Here is a 17,666-nt window from a genome sequence, read left to right as displayed (position 1 = left end):
GGTGCACATGGCTGTATCGAGAGCGTTTCATGAGCTGGCTAAGTTTTTTTGCTCACCCGCCCTTAGTCCGGGATGCGATCCGCCCCCGGAATGCAGTATTGTTGTGCCCATCCAAAAAAACGTCAGAAACCTTGAGCCGTTCCGGCGGTGGTCAAGTGATAGAGGGTGTCATGGGTAACGAAAGCATCAATTGGGACAAGCTGGGTTTTGACTACATCAAGACAGACAAGCGCTATCTGTCGCACTGGCGTAACGGCGAGTGGGACGCAGGCACCCTGACTGAAGACAACGTGCTGCACATCAGCGAGGGCTCCACCGCCCTGCACTACGGTCAGCAATGCTTCGAAGGCCTGAAGGCCTACCGCTGCAAGGACGGCTCGATCAACCTGTTCCGCCCAGACCAGAACGCCGCGCGCATGCAGCGCAGCTGCGCCCGCCTGCTGATGCCGCAGGTGTCCACCGAACAGTTCATCGAAGCCTGCAAGGCCGTGGTCAAGGCCAACGAGCGCTTCATTCCGCCGTACGGCACCGGTGGTGCGCTGTACCTGCGTCCGTTCGTGATCGGCGTCGGCGACAACATCGGCGTGCGTACCGCGCCGGAGTTCATCTTCTCGATCTTCGCCATCCCGGTCGGCGCCTACTTCAAGGGCGGCCTGACCCCGCACAACTTCCTGATCTCCAGCTACGACCGCGCAGCCCCGCAAGGCACCGGCGCGGCCAAGGTCGGTGGCAACTATGCCGCCAGCCTGATGCCCGGCTCCCAGGCCAAGAAAGCCAGCTTCGCCGACTGCATCTACCTCGACCCGCTGACCCACAGCAAGATCGAGGAAGTCGGTTCGGCGAACTTCTTCGGCATCACTCACGATGACAAATTCGTCACCCCCAACTCGCCCTCGGTGCTGCCGGGTATCACCCGCCTGTCGCTGATCGAGCTGGCCAAGACCCGCCTGGGCCTGGAAGTGGTCGAAGGCGACGTGTTCATCGACAAGCTCTCGGACTTCAAGGAAGCCGGCGCCTGCGGCACCGCCGCGGTGATCACGCCGATCGGCGGCATCCAGTACCAGGACAAGCTGCACGTGTTCTACAGCGAAAAAGACGTCGGCCCGATCACCCAGAAGCTCTACAAAGAGCTGACCGGCGTGCAGACCGGCGACGTTGAAGCGCCAGCGGGCTGGATCGTCAAGGTCTGATTCGCCATTAGCTGCACCCAAGCCCGCCCCTGCTTGCCAGGGGCGGGCTTTTTCATTGCTCAGCCTCCGGCAATCCGCTTGCCTGGCCGCGCGGCCACCTGGCTGGCCTGGCCGTCGCGCTGCTTGCCGTGGCGCGCTTCGCTGATCAGCGCCGGAATCAGCGGCCCCTCCGGCAGGTGCTTCCAGAACCGCGCCGGCAAATGCCCCTGCATGACCTTGGGGTTGAGCCGCGCCGGGTTGAAGATGTGGCTGTAATAGGCCAGCCACAGCTCGCCCCCGGGGTCGTCGCCGGCCTGGGCCAGTTGTTGCCAGCCAAGGGGGCACTGGCGCTGGTGGTGCAGTTGCTCGCCGTCGAAATACACCCCGTCCCGGGGCGTGGCGATCATCCAGCGGTGGCGCCCCATGCGCCCGATGAAATGCCGGCTGGCGTGGGCCAGGATGTCGTGGGCCGGCTCGTGCCAGGCCACGTATTCAGGTTGCTCGGCCAGGCGTGAGCGGCCCTCGGGCAGCCTGACGAAACGCACAAAGGCATGCAGGTGATGGGCCTCGCGGTCGACTTGCTTGATCCGCCGCTGCAACTCGCTGCCCAGTTGATCGCCGCTGAGCATGGCCGTGCGGTCGCCATGGCTGACCCGCCACAGCACCTCGTAGAGCAGGCTCCAGCGCTGCTCGCCGCGATAGCAGGCGGCTCGCTGCAACAGCTCCAGCAGGGCCTGGGGAATGCGCGCGCGAAAGGGGCCGGGCTGTTCGGGGCAGTTCTCGTCGCTGGCGAACAGGTCGGCTTCCCGCCCCCCGGCCCAGCTGACCCGGCTCGGATCGATGGAATGGCTGAGCAGCCAGCGCGCCTGCTGGCGCCAAGTGTCGAACAGGTCGTCGCAATCCAGGCTGATCATCCCCAGAGCCCCATCTGCTGCGGTTGCGGCCGGTCCCGCAGTTGCTGATAGAGCAGCGCGCTGCTGGTTTCCGCCTGCTGCGGGTGATAGTCGCTGGTGATGAAAAACGGCTTGGCCTTGCTCAGCACGCAACGCATGCGCGCCAGGTCCTCGAAGCGGATGCGCCGCTCGCGGCGCAGCTCCACCAGGCGCTGGGTGGTGCGCAGGCCGATCCCCGGAATACGCGAGATCAGCGCCGGTTCGGCGCGGTTCAGGTCCAGCGGAAACAGGCTGCGGTTGTCCAGCGCCCAGGCCAGTTTGGGGTCGATATCCAGGGCCAGGTGCCCCGGCCCCTTGAAGAGTTCGTTGGCACTGAAGCCGTAGCTGCGCAAGAGGAAATCGGCCTGGTACAGGCGGTGCTCGCGCATCAGCGGCGGCGCGGCCAGGGGAACGCTTTTCGGGCTGTCGGGAATCGGGCTGAACGCCGAGTAATAGACCCGGCGCAGGCGGAAATTGCCGTACAGCGACTCGGCACTGTGGAGGATGGTGCTGTCATCGGTGTCGTCGGCACCGACAATCATCTGGGTGCTCTGCCCGGCCGGGGCGAAACGCGGCGCCCGGGGTTCGTTGAGCACGGTCTGCTCGCCGGTATAGATGGTGCGCATGGCCTGCTTGATCGAGCCCAGGTGTTTTTCCGGGGCCAGGGCCTGCAGGCCCTGATCGGTGGGCAATTCGACATTGACGCTGAGGCGGTCGGCATAGCGCCCGGCTTCCTCGATCAGCAGCGGGTCGGCGTCGGGGATGGTCTTGAGGTGGATGTAGCCGCGGAACTCGTGCTCCTCGCGCAGCAGCCGGGCCACCCGCACCAGTTGCTCCATGGTGTAGTCCGCCGAGCGGATGATGCCGGAGCTGAGGAACAGCCCGCTGACGCAATTGCGCCGGTAGAAATCCAGGGTCAGGCGCACCACTTCCTCGGGGCTGAAGCGTGCCCGGGGCACATCGCTGGAGCGGCGGTTGACGCAGTACTGGCAGTCATAGAGGCAGAAATTGGTCAGCAGCACCTTGAGCAACGAGACACAGCGCCCGTCCGGCGTATAGCTGTGGCAGATGCCCATGCCATTGCTCGAACCCAGCCCGCTTCTGCCTTCCGAGCTGCGCTTGGGCGCGCCGCTGCTGGCGCAGGAAGCGTCGTACTTGGCGGCGTCGGCGAGGATGCTCAGCTTGTCGATCAATTGCATGGCGAGGCCCGAATACTGTTTTTATATACAGTACAGAGTAAAACCCCGGAACCACAAGAGAGTGGCCAGAGGCAAAATGAAAAAAACCTCTCGCCACCCCATCGGCAGCCTGGAGCTATTGGTGAAAATCCTTAAGATACGCCCGCGCCCATGACCTCTGGAAAGGACTCTGCTCCATGCCTCGTCTCTACCGTTTCTGCCTGTTCGGCATGGCCCTGCTGTCGAGCCTTGCCGCCAATGCCGCGCCCACCGACCAGGAACTGATCGACGCCCTGTACGCCAAAGTCCAGGCCCGGCAGGACTGGCAGGCCCAGGCCAGGCAATGCCCCAGCGACAACATGCCGGCCAGGACCGCGACACGGGCCACGCAGGCCAACCGCTGCGAAACCCCGGAGCAGCTGGGGGCCTGCCTGCAGCGCTGCGAAGCCGGCGACGGCAACGATTGCTACTGGCTGGCAACCACCCTGCAACAGGCCAAAGGGCCCGCCGCAGGCTATGAACCGCTGTACCAGCGCGCTTGCAGCCTGGGCCTGGTCTCCGGCTGCACCAACCGCGCCGCCGGCATGCTCACCGCCGACGCCGACAACCAGGCCATCCGGCACTGTGCGGTGCAGACCTTCAACAAGGCCTGTGAGCTGAATGATCCCTGGGCCTGCACCCTGTACGGCTTCCACCTGAGCCGGGGCATCGGCGTAGCGCCCGACGCCGACCTGGCGCTGAAGGTGCTGGATAAATCCTGCAAGTACGGCCCCACCGACCCGGCCTGCAGCGGCGCTCGCCAGTTGCAGGAAGAAATCCGCGAGGCCATTCGCGCGGCGCGGCCCTGACAGCGTTCGGGGGATGCTTTCGCCGGCCAGCCGGCTGCTGCGCAACGCGTGCCGGCGAACCCTCCCTCAAAAGTACTTCAGCCACCCCAGGTCGCGACGCCGTGCCTTGAGCCGGGCAAAGGCCCGCACCGGCGGGTAGAGCAGCACCGCCAGCAGCGGCGTGATCAGCCACAGCCAGCCCAGCGAGTCGAAGCCGAAATAGGCCCCCTGGTTGCGTCCCAGCAGCGCCACGGCCAGCAGGTACAGGCCCTTGAGCACATACAGGTGCAGCAGGTAGAAGAACATCGGCGCGCCACCAAACACCCCGAGCACCGCGACCCAGCGGCGTGCCTGGCAACGCTCCAGGGCGCGCAGCACCAACAGCCCCACGCCCAGCGTCAGGGCGATGAACAGCAGCGACGGTGGGTACTTGGTGATGTTGAAAAAGCTCATCAGCGTTTGCAGGCCGCTGTCGCCACTGGCCCAGGGCCGCTCGCCGTATCCATTGAGCAGGCGCAGCAGGACAAACCCCGCCAGCGCCGCCAGCCCGCACAGCAGCAACCGCCGCTGGCGCCGCTCGCTATCGGCCTCGGCGATGAACCACGGCCCCAGCCCATAGCCCAGGCCAATGACGCCGATCCACGGCAACAGCGGATAGGAGGTGCGCAGGCGCAAGGCATCGCCGAACTCGATCCAGCCCCGGTCATGCAGGATCGCCCAAGGCACGTGCAGCGCCTCACCCGCGGCGAAATGCACGCCATCGAGCAGGTTGTGCCCGCCGATCAGCAGCAGGCTCAGCACCAGCAGCACCGCGCGCGGCAACCACAGCAGCGCCGACAGCGCCAGCATGCTCAGGCCGATGACCCAGATCACCTGCAGGTAGATCACGCTCGGCGGGATCTGCCCGGTCCAGGCGAAGTTCACCAGGGTCAGTTCCAGCAGCACCAGGAACAGCCCGCGCTTGAACAGAAAGGCGCTGGCCTCGCCCCGATGGCCGTGCTTGTGGGCGAACAGGCTGGCCGAGAGCCCGGTCAGCAGCACGAAGACCGGCGCGCACAGGTGCGCCAGGGTACGGCTGAAAAACAGCCCGGGCTCGGTGGTGGCCACGTCCATGGGGTCGCTGACCTGCCGGTGAAGGAAGAAGGTTTCGCGGACGTGGTCCAGGAGCATGAACAGCATCACCAGGCCGCGCAGCGCATCGATGCTCAGCAAGCGCGCGCCGAGGCGCACGGGAGGATGGGCTGAAGAGGTCATAGGGAGGGATCGCAGCGTCAGGTTCAGAGAGTGGGCGTCAGCTTGGCTAAGCGGGACAATCGGACGTTACCTTATAACATCCATGTTTGATCCGAAACCTTGTCCGAAACCTTGTTCGCAGCTACTGCCACGGGCACGACACGCTCAAGACCGCGGGCGACCCGACGCCAGCCGCGGCCAGTGGGCCTAGCCTCAGGCGCGTGGCCCGCTCCCGGGCAGGCTCGCCGGCGCGGCAGCGACCTGGGCGTTGCGCTTGAGCCGCTGGCGCAGCCACTCGTAGCCGCTGACCATGACGATGCCCGCCAGCACCAGCAGCGCGCCAACGATGAAGTTCGCCTCCAGGGGTTCATGCAACAGCCAGACGCCGAAGCCGATGCCGAACAGCGGGGTCATGAACGACAGCACCCCGAGCCGCGAGGCCTGGTAGCGACGCAACAGGGTGAACCAGATCAGGAAGCTGGCAAACGACACCACCAGCACCTGGAACCCCAGGCTGGCGATCACCAACGGGGTGAAATGGATACGGGTCTGGCCGAACAGCAACGCCGCCAGGCCGAGCCAGACAAAGGCCCCCAGCAGCTGATATTGCAGGGTCCGGGTGGTGGGGCTGGAGGCCAGCCGCGAACAGCGCACCACCACCGTGGTGGCGCCCCAGGCAACCCCGCCGAGCACCCCGAGAAAATCCCCCAGCAGCACATTGCTGCCGCCGCCTTGGCCGGCCGGGGATGGACCGCTGAAGGCCACGACAATGCCGCCAAAGGCCACGCCAATACCCAGCCATTGCGCGGGCTTTAGGCGCTCGGAAGGCATGAGCCAGTGCAGCCCGAGGGCGGCGAAGATCGGCGCGGTGTAGAGGAAGATCGCCATGTGCGAGGCCGTGGTGTGACGCAGGCCTTCGCCCACCAGAAGAAATTCCAGGGCAAACAGCCCGCCCACCAGCAGGCCCGGGCGCCAGTGACCATCGCCCAGCCCCAGGCGTTCGCCACGCCAGCGCATCAGCAGGCCCACCAGCAACGCCGCGCCGCCGGAACGCAGGGCGATCTGCAGGATCGGCGCGATGTCCTCGGCGGTGGCCTTGAGCGCCACCTGCTGCAGGCCCCAGATCGCGCACAGGCCGAGCATCAGGCCAGCGGCGGTGGCGTCCAGGGGTTGGCGAGTGGCCATGGCGAATCCTTCATCGAGCAAAAGTGATGAAGGATTGTCCGCCTGACAGTTTTCCTAGATATAGTTCTATTCCGCCAGCCCATAACACTTATCCGCCAACCGGTGCCTGCCGTGAACAAAGCCGCGCAACAACTGCACCTGCCGCCGTTCAGCGAAGCCCTGCCGGCGCCGATCTTCTTTCGCGCGGCCAACCTGCCGGCCCATGCCACCTACCCGCGCCACCGCCACCCCTGGGGCGAGTTCGTCTATGCCTACAGCGGGGTGATGGAAATCGAGCTGGGCGACCACCATTACCTGGCGCCGCCGCAGTACGGCATCTGGCTGCCACCGGATGTCGAGCACATGGGCTTCAACCGCCACGAAGCCTGCCACTGCTCGCTGTACCTGGCGCCCGAGCTGTGCACCGCCCTGCCCGCCCGGCACTGCGCCCTGAGCCTCAGCCCGCTGGTCCTGGCCTTGCTCGACGACCTGCGCCAGGCGCCGCCGGGGCTGCCCCAGAGCGCCGAACAACAGCGCCTGCTGCAAGTGCTGGTGGACAAGCTGGGGCACGCCTCCTGCGCCGGCAGCTACCTGCCCTCTTCCGACGACCCGTTGCTGGGACCGGTGCTGCGTACCCTCAAGGCCAACCCCGGCGACCCGCGCTCATTGCCGCAACTGGCCCACGCCGCCAACACCAGCGAACGCACGCTGATGCGCCGCAGCCAGCGCGAGCTGGGCATGTCGCTGATCGAGTGGCGCCAGCGGCTCAAGGTGGTGCAGGCCCTGGCCCTGCTGGAACAGGGCCAGACCGTGGAAAGCATCGGCTTGGACCTGGGCTACAGCAGCGCCTCGGCCTTCATCAGCATGTTCCGGCGAATGATGGGCACCACCCCGGACGAATACCGTCGCCAGTGCATGGGCCGCGACTGACCCCGGACAGCCGCCTATTGATGCTGGAACTGCACCATGGAGCTGACCTGCACCTGCGCGTGCATCTGTTCCGCCCCGCCGCCGCGGCGCATGCCACGCACCGGGCAGGCATCCAGGTAATCCAGGCCCACCGCCAGTTTCAGGTGGCGTTCGGGGCGGGTCAGGCGGTTGGTCACGTCGAAGCTGTACCAGCCGTCGTCGAGCCAGGCTTCGGCCCAGGCATGACTGGCCAGATGGCTGGCGTCCTCGGTGCACAGGTAGCCCGACACATAGCGCGCGGGAATCCCCAGGCTGCGGGCGCAGGCCAGGAACGCGTGGGTATGGTCCTGGCAGACCCCGGCGCCGCCGGCAAAGGCCTGCGCGGCGGTACTGCCCACCCCGGTGGCGCCGGGGCGGTAAGGCATGTGCTCGGCCAGGGCCTGCATCAGCTCGGTCAGCGCGGCGCGGTCGCGGCCTGCGCCGCAGTGCTGCCGGGCAAAGTCGCTCAGCGCCGGGTCGGCCTGGCTCAAGGGGCTGCTGCGCAGGAACGGCAAGGGTGACTGGCTGTCGCCCTCGACTTCGCGTTGCGGGTCGATCTGCACTTCGCCAAAGGCACTGAGGACAATCGCCCCGTGGGGCTCGTCCAGCGTCATGACGTGGAGGATGTTGCCGTAGGGGTCGCGCTGGGCGCGCACCCGCCGTGGCAGCTCCAGGCGCCATTGGAGAATCTGCTGACGCGGGCTGTCCTGGGGCGTCAGGCGCAGGAACTGGATGCTGGTGCAGACTTCATCGGCGTAGCTGTAGGTCGTGTCGTGACGAATGGACAGTTTCATACCACCTCCAGATAGGATTCGTGCACGGTCTGCCCCAGGTGGCGGATCTGGCCGATGCAGTCGGTCAGCCACTGGTGCAGCCCGGAGTCGAGAATCTCGTTGATCCCGGTGTAGCGCAGCCGTGCATTCAGTTCGGCGGCCAGGCGTTGCGCCGGGCGGCCGTTGTGCCCCGGCAGTGCGCCGAGGATCTGGTCCAGTTCCTCGACGCAGGCATGCAGCGAACGCGGCACATCGGCGCGCAACAGCAGCATCTCGGACACCTGTTCGGCTCCCGGGGCATTGCGATAGATCTCGTTGAACGCCTCGAAGGACGACAAGGCGCGGAGCAAGGCGCTCCACTGGTAGTAGCCGCGGGCCGAGTCGTCGCTGACTTCCTCGGATTCCTCGCCGAACATTTCATAGCGCGCGTCCAGCAGGCGCAGGGTGTTGTCGGCGCGCTCGATAAAGGTCCCCAGGCGAATGAAGCGGTAGGCGTCGTTGCGCATGATGGTGCCGGCGGTGGCGCCGCGAAACAGGTGCGAGCGCTCCTTGACCCACTCGCAGAACTGGCTGATGCCATAGCGCCCCAGGCCGTTGCGGGCAATGTTGCGCATCTCCAGCCAGGTGGCGTTGATGTTTTCCCACATGTCGGCGGTGATCCGCCCGCGCACCGCGTGGGCATTGCTGCGCGCCGCCCGCAGGCAGCAATAGATGCTGCCCGGGTTGCTCTCGTCGAGGGCGAAGAAATGCAGCATGCGCTCGCTGTTGAGCGCGCCGTGGCGCTGCTGATAGTCGTCCAGGGTGCCGGCGGCCAGCAGCGACATGGCCAGCTCGGCCTGGCCGTCACCGCGCCCGGCCTGGGGCATCAGCGACAGCGAATAACTGACTTCGAGCATGCGCGCCAGGTTCTCGGCGCGCTCCAGGTAGCGGGACATCCAGTACAGATCGGCTGCGGTTCTTGAAAGCATGGTTCAGTCCTCCACCACCCATGTGTCTTTGGTACCGCCGCCCTGGGACGAGTTGACCACCAGCGAGCCTTCGCGCAACGCGACCCGGGTCAGGCCGCCGGGCACCAGGCGGGTTTCCCGGCCCGAGAGCACGAACGGCCGCAGGTCGATATGGCGCGGCGCGATGCCGCTTTCGACAAAGGTCGGGCAGGTGGACAGCGACAGCGTCGGCTGGGCGATATAGGCCTCCGGGCGGGCCTTGATCCGGGCGCGGAAGTCCTCGATTTCCGCCGCCGTGGCGGCCGGCCCCACCAGCATGCCGTAGCCGCCGGAGCCCTGGGTCTCCTTGACCACCAGGTCCGGCAGGTTGGCCAGCACATGGGACAGCTCGGCGGGCTTGCGGCACTGCCAGGTAGGCACGTTCTTGAGGATCGGCTCTTCGCTCAGGTAGAAGCGGATCATCTCGTCCACATAGGGGTAGATCGACTTGTCGTCGGCCACCCCGGTGCCCACGGCGTTGGCCAGCACCACGTTGCCGCAGCGGTAGGCGGCGATCAGCCCCGGCACCCCGAGCATGGAATCGGGGTTGAACGACAGCGGGTCGAGGTAGGCGTCATCCAGGCGCCGGTAGATCACGTCCACCGCCTGGGCGCCGGCGGTGGTGCGCATGTACACCCGGTCGTCACGGACGAACAGGTCGGCGCCTTCCACCAGCTCCACGCCCATCTCCCGGGCCAGGAACGCATGCTCGAAATAGGCACTGTTGAAACGCCCCGGGGTCAGCACCACCACCGTGGGATGGTCCAGGGGGCTGGCGCTTTTCAGGGTGTCGAGCAACAGGTTCGGGTAATGGTCGATGGGCGCGATGCGCTGCGCGGCGAACAGCTCGGGGAACAGGCGCATCATCATCTTGCGGTCTTCGAGCATGTAGCTGACGCCGCTGGGGGTGCGCAGGTTGTCTTCCAGCACGTAGTAACTGCCGTCGCCATCGCGCACCAGGTCGACCCCGGCGATATGCGCGTAGAGGCCGCGGTGCAGGTCCAGGCCCTGCATGGCCACCTGGTAGCCCTCGTTGGCCAGCACCTGTTCGGCGGGGATGATGCCTTCCTTGAGAATCCGCTGGCCGTGATAGATATCGGCCAGGAACAGGTTCAGCGCCTGTACTCGCTGGATGCAGCCGCGTTCCACGGTGCGCCATTCGCTGGCCTTGATGCTGCGCGGAATGATGTCGAAGGGAATCAGCCGCTCGGTGCCCTGCTCGTCGCCGTACAGGGTGAAGGTGATGCCGGCTCGGTGGAACAGCAGGTCGGCTTCGCGCCGACGCTGGTCCAGTAGTTCCAGCGGGGTGTCCGCCAGCCAGCGGGCGAACCCCTGGTAATGCGCTCGGCAGACACCATCGGCAGCATACATTTCATCAAAAAAAGCGCGGGGCATAGCCAACTCCTTGCCGTGACGTGAACGGCTTTTTATCTGAACCCTGTGTGTGCGTGACCCGGCTTTGAACCTGAGGAGCCAGCGGCCCCGGTGTGGCAGAGCACCTCCTGAGTACCTGCAACGCAGCGGCCCCTGCCGCTCCTTGAAACAGTGATAGCAATCGCTATGCCGCAAATGCACACCGCGCCATCGCCTCATCGGCGCCGGCCAGAAATGGGCAAATAGCGACAAATAGATTCAATAAAGAGACACATAACACCGCGACAAGGCGCGGTTCGAGCAAGCACCAGTGGCCACGGCATCGCCGTGGCTGGCGCTCCACGACCGGAATCGGTGCACAAAGCCGCGTTGCCGCATGCCTTGCCCCGTTATCGGGAGTTTTCCTGCAATGGGGCTGCCCACGCGGCCCCTGCACCGCAGAGAAGCCATGAACCACGGCCTTGGGCGCACCATCGCGGTTCAGCGGCCAGCCGCATGCCGCCCCGAGCGCTTCAGGCCGTGCCTGGCCAGCGCGCCAGAATCCGTTGCAGCGCCTGCTCCGGCGACAACTGCGCGGTATCCAGGCGCAGCGGCGCTGTCGCCCAGGGCTGGTAGTCGTGTTCGAGCACCGATTGCCAGGTCGGCGGGCGCAGGCCGGGCACGTCCACGTGCCGGGTCTCGACCCGGCGTCGATGCTCTTGCGGGTCGCTACAGACCACCTCGATCTCCAGCAGCCCCACCCCCAGCCCGGCCGCGAGGGCCTGCCAGGCCTCGCGGCTTTCCTGCACCGGGTTGACGCAATCGGCCAGCACCCGGTTGCCCAGGGCCAGGTTGGCCTCGGCCAGTTGCAGGGCAATCTGGTAGCCGGCCTTGCCGACATCCGCCAGGCCGGCGTTGCGCAAGCCTTGTTCGATGCTGTCGATGCGCAAGTAGGTCGCCCCCAGGCGCGGCGCCAGGGCACGGGCGATGGTGGTCTTGCCGGTCCCGGGCAATCCGCTGAAAACAATGAGCATGCAAGGCCTCGACCACGTTGAAGGACGCACAGCTTCACCACTCTTGCCGCACGCGTCCAGCCCCGCGCCTGGAGCCGGCGGGTCAAGACACGGCCGAACCCCGCGGCCACGCCAGCCACTGCGACTCGGGCATCGGCCGGGCATACCAGTAGCCCTGGGCCAGGACACACCCCATCTCCACCAGTATCTGGCGCTCCAGTTGGGTCTCCACGCCCTCCACCACCAGCTTCATCTGCAGGCTCTGCGCCAGGGCCAGGGAGGCACCGACCACCGCCCGGCAACGCGGCTGGCGCACCAGTTCGCGAACAAAATGGGCGTCCAGCTTGATCTGGTTGAAAGGCAATTCGCACAGGCGCTGCAAGGAGGAATAGCCCGCGCCGAAATCGTCGATCGCCAGGTTGCACTCCATCATGCGCAGGCGCACCAGATTCTCCAGGCTGATGGCCGGGGCCTGCACCAGGCCAACCTCGGTGATTTCGAAGGTCAGCAGCCGCGGCGGCACCTGATGCCGGTCGATGGCGCGCCGGATATGCCCGACGATGTCGCTGCTCGCCAATTGCCGGGGCAGCAGGTTGAACGCCAGTTCCAGCGCCTCGCCCTGGTCCAGCAGGCGGCGCTGCAGGGCCATGCTCTGGTCCATCTGTTGACGGAACACCTGGTCCAGCAGGCCTTCGGCTTCCAGCTCATCGAGAAACGCCGCCGGGGCCAAAATGCCGCGCTGTGGATGGTGCCAGCGCACCAGCACCTCGGCGCCACTGCAGGTGGCCTGCTGCAGGTCGAACTTGGGCTGGTAATAAGACACGAACTGGCCCTGCTCGACCCCCTGCAGCAACTCGGCGCGGCTCACCCGCTCGACGTGCCGGGGCGCCGCCGGCGCGGGCCCTTGCTGATGGCGCTGCTGATAGCGTTCGAGCATTGCCTGCAAGGCCGTCAGTGACGCCGGCTTGCCCACGTCGCCGAGGACGATCAGGCCGTGCAGGCTGATCATCTGCAGCACCGCGCGGCGCAGATCGGACTCGATCAGGCTGTAGAGGATCACCGCCCGCGCCAGGCCTTCCTCGCTGGCCCGGCGCAGGAACTCCAGGCCGTCCATGCCGGGCATGTGCAGGTCACAGAGCACGATGTCCGCCGCGCCGTGCTCGCGCAGCAGGCTCAGGGCACTGGCGCCGTCGGAGGCCGCCAGCGGGGCGACGACGCCCAGGCGCTGCAATTGCTCCAGGGCCAGCAACTGCTGCACCGGATGGTCTTCCAGAACCAGTATCTTCAGGGTGTTCAAGCGCGGCTCCAGCGTGGGCGGCGACTGCCGAGGTGATCCCGATCATGGGCCCGCCGACTCCATCGAGGGCAGTCGCCGAGCGGAGCCTTGGGAAAGTGCGGATAGACACAAGCGTATCGCTAACCGCAAGCCGGTCAAGGCGCCGCCGATACCTTCGGTCCGCCCGCCTCAGCGCACTTGCCCAAGCCCCGGCATCCCAGGAAAATAAGCCGGTTTTGCGCTCACCCTTGATCTATATTGACTTCCAGCCTTGGCGGTAAGCCCTTGTGTGGCGGGGCACGCAGCCTGCCACTTTGCTCCTCGACTCATCCTTGTGCCGTTACTCGATCAGGAGCCCCGATGCCTCGTTTTATCCTGCCTATGCTGATGTGGCTGATAGGCCTACCGGCCTTGGCCGACACCGCGCAACCCTTGCAACTGCTCAACTATGAATCCCCCCATCACCATGAATTGCCATTGAGCGGCGACGATTGGCAATGGCTGCGCAACAAGCGCGAACTGGTCCTGGGCACCTCGCAGCAAAACCTGCCACCGCTGGAAATGGTCAACGAAGCCAAGGAATACGAAGGCATCACCGCCGACTATGTCGGCCTGCTGGCGGACGCCCTGGGCGTGAAGATCAGCGTCCGCGCCTACGACACTCGCGAGCAGGTATTCAATGCCCTGGCCAAGGGCGAGATCGACTTCATGGGCAGCGTCACGCAGGGCGAGGCCGAGCAACGTCAGCTACTGCGCAGCCAGCGCTATCTGGTCAATCGCCCGACACTGGTCACTCGCCAGGGCGATTCACCGTCGCTGAAAAACGGCTTGCAGGCACGCCGCCTGGCCATCTCCCTGGACACCATCAGCCTGCCCGTGGCCCAGGCCATGTACCCCAAGGCCCGGATCGACAGCTACACCAGCGCCGACGCGGCCATGGCCGCGGTCGCCTTCGGCGATGCCGACGTGCTACTCGCCGATGCGGTCCAGGCGCAGTTCCTGATCTCGCGCAACTACAGCGACTACCTGCGGATCATCTACAGCGGCCCGGCCAGCACCTCCGGCTTCAGCTTTGCCGTGGAGCCTGACAACCGACGGTTGCAGCGCCTGCTCGACAACGCGCTGCAAGCGATCCACAAGGAGCAGGACATCAGCATCCGCAATCGCTGGGGCGACCGCCTGCTGCTGAGCATGGAGAAAACCAGCCTGACGGCCGAGGAACAGCGCTGGATCGAAAAGAACCCGGTGGTGCGCATCGGCATTCACCGCTACCTGCCGCCGATGTCCTACTTCGACGCCGACGGCAATTACCTGGGCATTACCGCCGACCTGCTGGCCATGCTGGAGGCCAAGACCGGGCTGAGCTTCGAGATCACCGCACTGCCCAGCTTCAAGGACCTCAACGAGGCCGTGCGCGCCGGCCAGGTGCAGATGGTTGCCGATCGGGTGCGCACCCCGGAACGCGAAACCTACCTGCAATTCACCCGGCCCTACCTGGTCGGCCCCTACATGCTGATCACCCGCGACGCCGACGACGCGCCGCACAGCCTCGAAGACATGGCCGGCAAGACCCTGCTGATCGGCAGCGGGCATGCCCTGGTGACGCAGCTGCGCCAGCGCTATCCGCAGATCCGCATCAAGGAGGTACAGACCAACTTCGAAGCCCTGTCGCTGCTGCGCGACCACCAGGCCGACGCCGCCGTGCAGGCGGAAATCGCCGTCAGCTTCAACCTGCCGCGCATCCGGGAGGACCAGCTCAAGGTCAGGTCCACCCTCAACCTGCCGTTGCTCAACGAATCCTTCGCCGTGCGCCGCGACCAGCTGGAACTGTTCAGCATCATCGACAAGTCCCTGCGAAGCATCTCGCCCGACGCCATCACCGAGCTCAACAATCGCTGGCGCTCCAAGGCCGCCGTGGCCCCGCCGTCCTGGCGCGACTACCGCACCACCCTCTACCTGGCGGGCGCCGGCTCGATACTCCTGCTGCTGATCTCCCTGGCCTGGGGGTACGCCATGCGCCGTCAGGTCAGCCAGCGCGAACAGGCCGAACACGCCCTCAACGATCAACTGCGCTTCATGGACGCGCTGATCAACGGCACGCCCAACCCGATCTACGTGCGTGACCTGAAACGGCGCCTGGTGATCTGCAACGACAGCTACCTGAAGACCATGGGCGCCGATCGCCAGAGCATGCTGGGGACCGATCTCGAACAACTGTCGGTGCCCGAAGCGGCGCAATTCGCCAAGGATTTCCAGAGCATCTTCGACGGCGGCCCGCCCTTGCTGATTGACCGCACGGTGCACATCCGCGGCCAAGAGATGCGGATCTACCACTGGATGCTGCCCTATCGAAATGCCCAGGGCGAAATCCAGGGCATCATCGGCGGCTGGCTGGACATCAGCGAGCGCCAGCAACTGCTGCAAGAACTGACCCAGGCCAAGGATGAGGCAGACAAGGCCAACCGGGCCAAGACCACCTTCCTGGCCACCATGAGCCATGAGATCCGCACGCCCATGAGCGCGGTGCTGGGCATGCTCGAACTGGCGCTCAAGCGCGCCGATCAGGGCCAGTTCGACCGGCCATCGATCGAGGTGGCCTACAGTTCGGCGCAAAACCTGCTGGAACTGATCGGCGATATTCTCGACATCGCCCGGGTCGAGAGCGGCCACCTGAGCCTGAGCCCGGAGCGGGCCAACCTGCGGGAGCTGGTGGAGCCGGTGTTCCGGGTCTTCGACGGCCTGGCCCGGCAAAAGGGCCTGCGCCTGGAGCTGGACCTGGACAGCAACGCCAGTGACGACGTGCTGGTGGATCCGCTGCGTTTCAAGCAGATCCTCTCCAACCTGATCAGCAACGCCATCAAGTTCACCCAGCAAGGCGGGGTGCAGGTGCGCCTGGCGACCGGGCCCAGCGAGCCGGAGTACCTGGCCTTGCTGCTGACGGTCAAGGACAGCGGCATCGGCATCGCCGCCGACGACCTGCAGCAGCTGTTCAAGCCTTTCAGCCAGGTGCTCGGGCAGCATCAGGACGCCCGTTCCGGCACCGGCCTGGGGTTGGTGATCTGTCGCACCCTGTGCGAAATGATGGGCGGCACCCTGACCCTGCACAGCCAGCCCGGGCACGGCACCGAGGTGCGGGTGCAACTGCGCCTGAGCCGCCTGCCCGCGCTGCCGGCGGCGCTGCCCGTGACCCCGTCGGCGCCGGCGGCGGTCGCCGCCCGGCAGCCGCTGCACATCCTCGTGGTGGATGACAGCCAGGCCAACCGGCAGCTGCTTTGCGAGCAGTTGAAGTACCTGGACTATTCGTTGAGCCAGGCGAGCAATGGCGCCGAGGCGTTCAAGATCTGGCAGCAGGAATCCTTCGATCTGGTGATCACCGACTGCAACATGCCGGTCATGAGCGGCTATCAACTGGCCCAGCACATTCGCGCGGCCGAACGTGAACAGCAGCGCGCGCCGGTGCACATCCTCGGCTTCACCGCCAACGCCCAGCCCGAAGAAGAACAGCGCTGCCGCGACGCTGGCATGAACGGTTGCCTGTTCAAGCCCATCGCCCTGCCCGACCTCGACCTGCGCCTGCGCCAACTGGCCGCCCTGCCCCGCGTGCAGTCACCCGAGCCCAGCGGACGCTACGACATCCAGCAGCTCGACCACCTCACCGGTGGCGACCCCAAGGTCATCCAGCGGGTGTTGCGCGGCTTGCACCAGAGCAACCAGCAAGACCTGATACACATCCGCGAACTGCTGGCCAGCGAGACCAACCAGGGGGTGGCCGACCTGGCCCACCGGATTCGCGGCGCGGCGCGAATCATCAAGGCCCAGGCGTTGATCCAGGAATGCGAATACCTGGAGCAGGCCTGCCTGCTGGGCGCCGCCACCGCCGAGATCAAGGCCGCCCTGGCTCGCTTGGAGCAAGCCATGCTGGGGCTCAATCGCGACTTGCTGGATGCCATGCAGCCTGAATGAGACGAGCTGCTGGCCCTGGGACAGGACCTCGCGGGCTCAGCCCCCGAGGCGTTGCAACTCAATGACCGCCGAGGACGACAGCGGCCGGGCCGGCTGGATCAGGGCCATGCTGAAACGCTTGCTGAGGTAGCGCCCGCCCGTGGCGGTCAGGGTCAGGGCGCGGCTGTCCGGGTCCTGGGTCAGCCACTTGCGCTGCAGCAGGGCCTGCAACAGGGCCGCCCCGAGGGCGCCGCTCAAATGCGGGCGGCGCATGCTCCAATCCAGGCACGGGCAGGCAAAGCGCCGGCGCAAGGCCTTGAGTTCGGCGACCTCGATGCCCAGCCCGCGGAAAAACTCCACGCCACTGTCACTGACCCGATACTCCTGGTCGTCCCCCTCGGCCGGCAGCAGCCAGCCGGCCTCGAACATGCGGTCATGCAGCTGCACCCCGAGGGTGCCCGCCAGGTGGTCGTAGCAGGTGCGGGCAAACTGCAGGCGATCCGGGGTGCGCGGGCTGAAGCTGCGGGTCGAGCCCTGGCCGATCACCATCAGCGCCTCCAGCGCCTGGGCCACCAACGGGTCGCCGAGGCAGTAGTAGCGGTGTCGGCCCTGAACCTGCAAACGTAGCAGGCCGGCATCCTTGAGCTTGGCCAAATGCGCGCTGGCGGTAGAGGTGCTGACTTCGGCGATGGCCGCCAGCTCGGTGCTGGTGCGCGCATGGCCGTCCATCAAGGCACAGAGCATGCGGGTGCGGGCCGGCTCGGCGATGGCCGCCGCGACGTTGGATACCCCCCGATCGTTTTGTACAACATTCATATTTCGCTCCATGACGAATCGTGTCTTCGAAAGGATGAGGATAGTAGCAACCTGCA

14 protein-coding genes are annotated in these 17,666 nt (G+C 66.1%); 4 read left to right on the top strand and 10 right to left on the bottom strand.

What is annotated here, in order from left to right; all coding sequences use genetic code 11:
* Positions 1 to 170: 170 nt before the first annotated feature.
* Entirely contained in the window at positions 171 to 1,190 is a 1,020-nt protein-coding gene (locus LXM55_RS23910; RefSeq protein ID WP_015635266.1) for a branched-chain amino acid aminotransferase, read from the top strand.
* A gap of 59 nt (positions 1,191 to 1,249) precedes the next feature.
* Here LXM55_RS23910 and LXM55_RS23905 read toward each other — a convergent pair whose 3' ends face one another.
* Positions 1,250 to 2,083, bottom strand: a complete 834-nt coding sequence (locus LXM55_RS23905; protein ID WP_233322634.1) for a TIGR03915 family putative DNA repair protein — start codon at positions 2,081 to 2,083, stop codon at positions 1,250 to 1,252.
* Positions 2,080 to 3,300 (bottom strand): putative DNA modification/repair radical SAM protein, encoded by a 1,221-nt coding sequence (locus LXM55_RS23900; RefSeq protein ID WP_233322633.1) that lies wholly within the window; start codon positions 3,298 to 3,300, stop codon positions 2,080 to 2,082. The genes LXM55_RS23905 and LXM55_RS23900 overlap by 4 nt, the downstream gene beginning before the upstream one ends.
* 176 nt (positions 3,301 to 3,476) lie before the next feature.
* Between LXM55_RS23900 and LXM55_RS23895 the strand changes: the two genes are divergently transcribed.
* Positions 3,477 to 4,127: a sel1 repeat family protein gene (locus LXM55_RS23895; RefSeq protein ID WP_233322632.1), complete on the top strand. Its 651-nt coding sequence runs from the start codon at positions 3,477 to 3,479 to the stop codon at positions 4,125 to 4,127.
* 66 nt (positions 4,128 to 4,193) lie between these two features.
* On the opposite strand, the gene LXM55_RS23890 is transcribed toward LXM55_RS23895, so the two are convergent.
* Together LXM55_RS23890 and LXM55_RS23885 are read right to left on the bottom strand one after the other, a co-directional pair.
* Positions 4,194 to 5,360, bottom strand: coding sequence for a DUF1624 domain-containing protein (locus LXM55_RS23890; RefSeq protein WP_233322631.1), 1,167 nt, complete (start codon positions 5,358 to 5,360; stop codon positions 4,194 to 4,196).
* A 192-nt stretch (positions 5,361 to 5,552) separates the two neighbouring features.
* Complete coding sequence (locus LXM55_RS23885; protein WP_233322630.1) at positions 5,553 to 6,524, bottom strand: DMT family transporter; 972 nt, start codon at positions 6,522 to 6,524, stop codon at positions 5,553 to 5,555.
* Positions 6,525 to 6,635: 111 nt separating this feature from the next.
* Between LXM55_RS23885 and LXM55_RS23880 the strand changes: the two genes are divergently transcribed.
* Positions 6,636 to 7,433 carry an AraC family transcriptional regulator gene (locus LXM55_RS23880; protein ID WP_060838838.1) on the top strand — a complete coding sequence of 266 codons (798 nt, stop codon included), beginning with the start codon at positions 6,636 to 6,638 and terminating at the stop codon, positions 7,431 to 7,433.
* Positions 7,434 to 7,447: 14 nt separating this feature from the next.
* Here the strand turns inward: LXM55_RS23880 and LXM55_RS23875 are convergent, their stop codons facing one another.
* The 5 genes from LXM55_RS23875 to LXM55_RS23855 all read right to left on the bottom strand — a co-directional run bounded on the left by LXM55_RS23875 (position 7,448) and on the right by LXM55_RS23855 (position 12,873).
* Positions 7,448 to 8,245, bottom strand: coding sequence for a transglutaminase family protein (locus LXM55_RS23875; RefSeq protein WP_233322629.1), 798 nt, complete (start codon positions 8,243 to 8,245; stop codon positions 7,448 to 7,450).
* Positions 8,242 to 9,192, bottom strand: coding sequence for an alpha-E domain-containing protein (locus LXM55_RS23870; RefSeq protein ID WP_233322628.1), 951 nt, complete (start codon positions 9,190 to 9,192; stop codon positions 8,242 to 8,244). The genes LXM55_RS23875 and LXM55_RS23870 overlap by 4 nt, the downstream gene beginning before the upstream one ends.
* A 3-nt stretch (positions 9,193 to 9,195) precedes the next feature.
* On the bottom strand, positions 9,196 to 10,605 hold the full coding sequence (locus LXM55_RS23865) for a circularly permuted type 2 ATP-grasp protein (RefSeq protein WP_233322627.1): 1,410 nt from the start codon (positions 10,603 to 10,605) through the stop codon (positions 9,196 to 9,198).
* A gap of 491 nt (positions 10,606 to 11,096) precedes the next feature.
* Complete coding sequence (locus tag LXM55_RS23860) at positions 11,097 to 11,597, bottom strand: AAA family ATPase (protein WP_233322626.1); 501 nt, start codon at positions 11,595 to 11,597, stop codon at positions 11,097 to 11,099.
* Between the two features lie 82 nt (positions 11,598 to 11,679).
* Complete coding sequence (locus LXM55_RS23855) at positions 11,680 to 12,873, bottom strand: EAL domain-containing response regulator (RefSeq protein WP_233322625.1); 1,194 nt, start codon at positions 12,871 to 12,873, stop codon at positions 11,680 to 11,682.
* 339 nt (positions 12,874 to 13,212) lie between these two features.
* Here LXM55_RS23855 and LXM55_RS23850 point away from each other — a divergent pair, with 339 nt between their 5' ends.
* On the top strand, positions 13,213 to 16,815 hold the full coding sequence (locus LXM55_RS23850; RefSeq protein WP_233322624.1) for a transporter substrate-binding domain-containing protein: 3,603 nt from the start codon (positions 13,213 to 13,215) through the stop codon (positions 16,813 to 16,815).
* Positions 16,816 to 16,851: 36 nt separating this feature from the next.
* Here the strand turns inward: LXM55_RS23850 and LXM55_RS23845 are convergent, their stop codons facing one another.
* Positions 16,852 to 17,610, bottom strand: coding sequence for an ArsR/SmtB family transcription factor (locus LXM55_RS23845; RefSeq protein ID WP_233322623.1), 759 nt, complete (start codon positions 17,608 to 17,610; stop codon positions 16,852 to 16,854).
* Positions 17,611 to 17,666: the final 56 nt, after the last annotated feature.

Origin of the sequence: Pseudomonas sp. Au-Pse12, from assembly GCF_021341665.1 — a bacterium.
GTDB lineage: Bacteria > Pseudomonadota > Gammaproteobacteria > Pseudomonadales > Pseudomonadaceae > Aquipseudomonas.
Note: the sequence above shows the minus strand (reverse complement) of the source record. Positions and strands in the feature narration are given on the sequence as shown.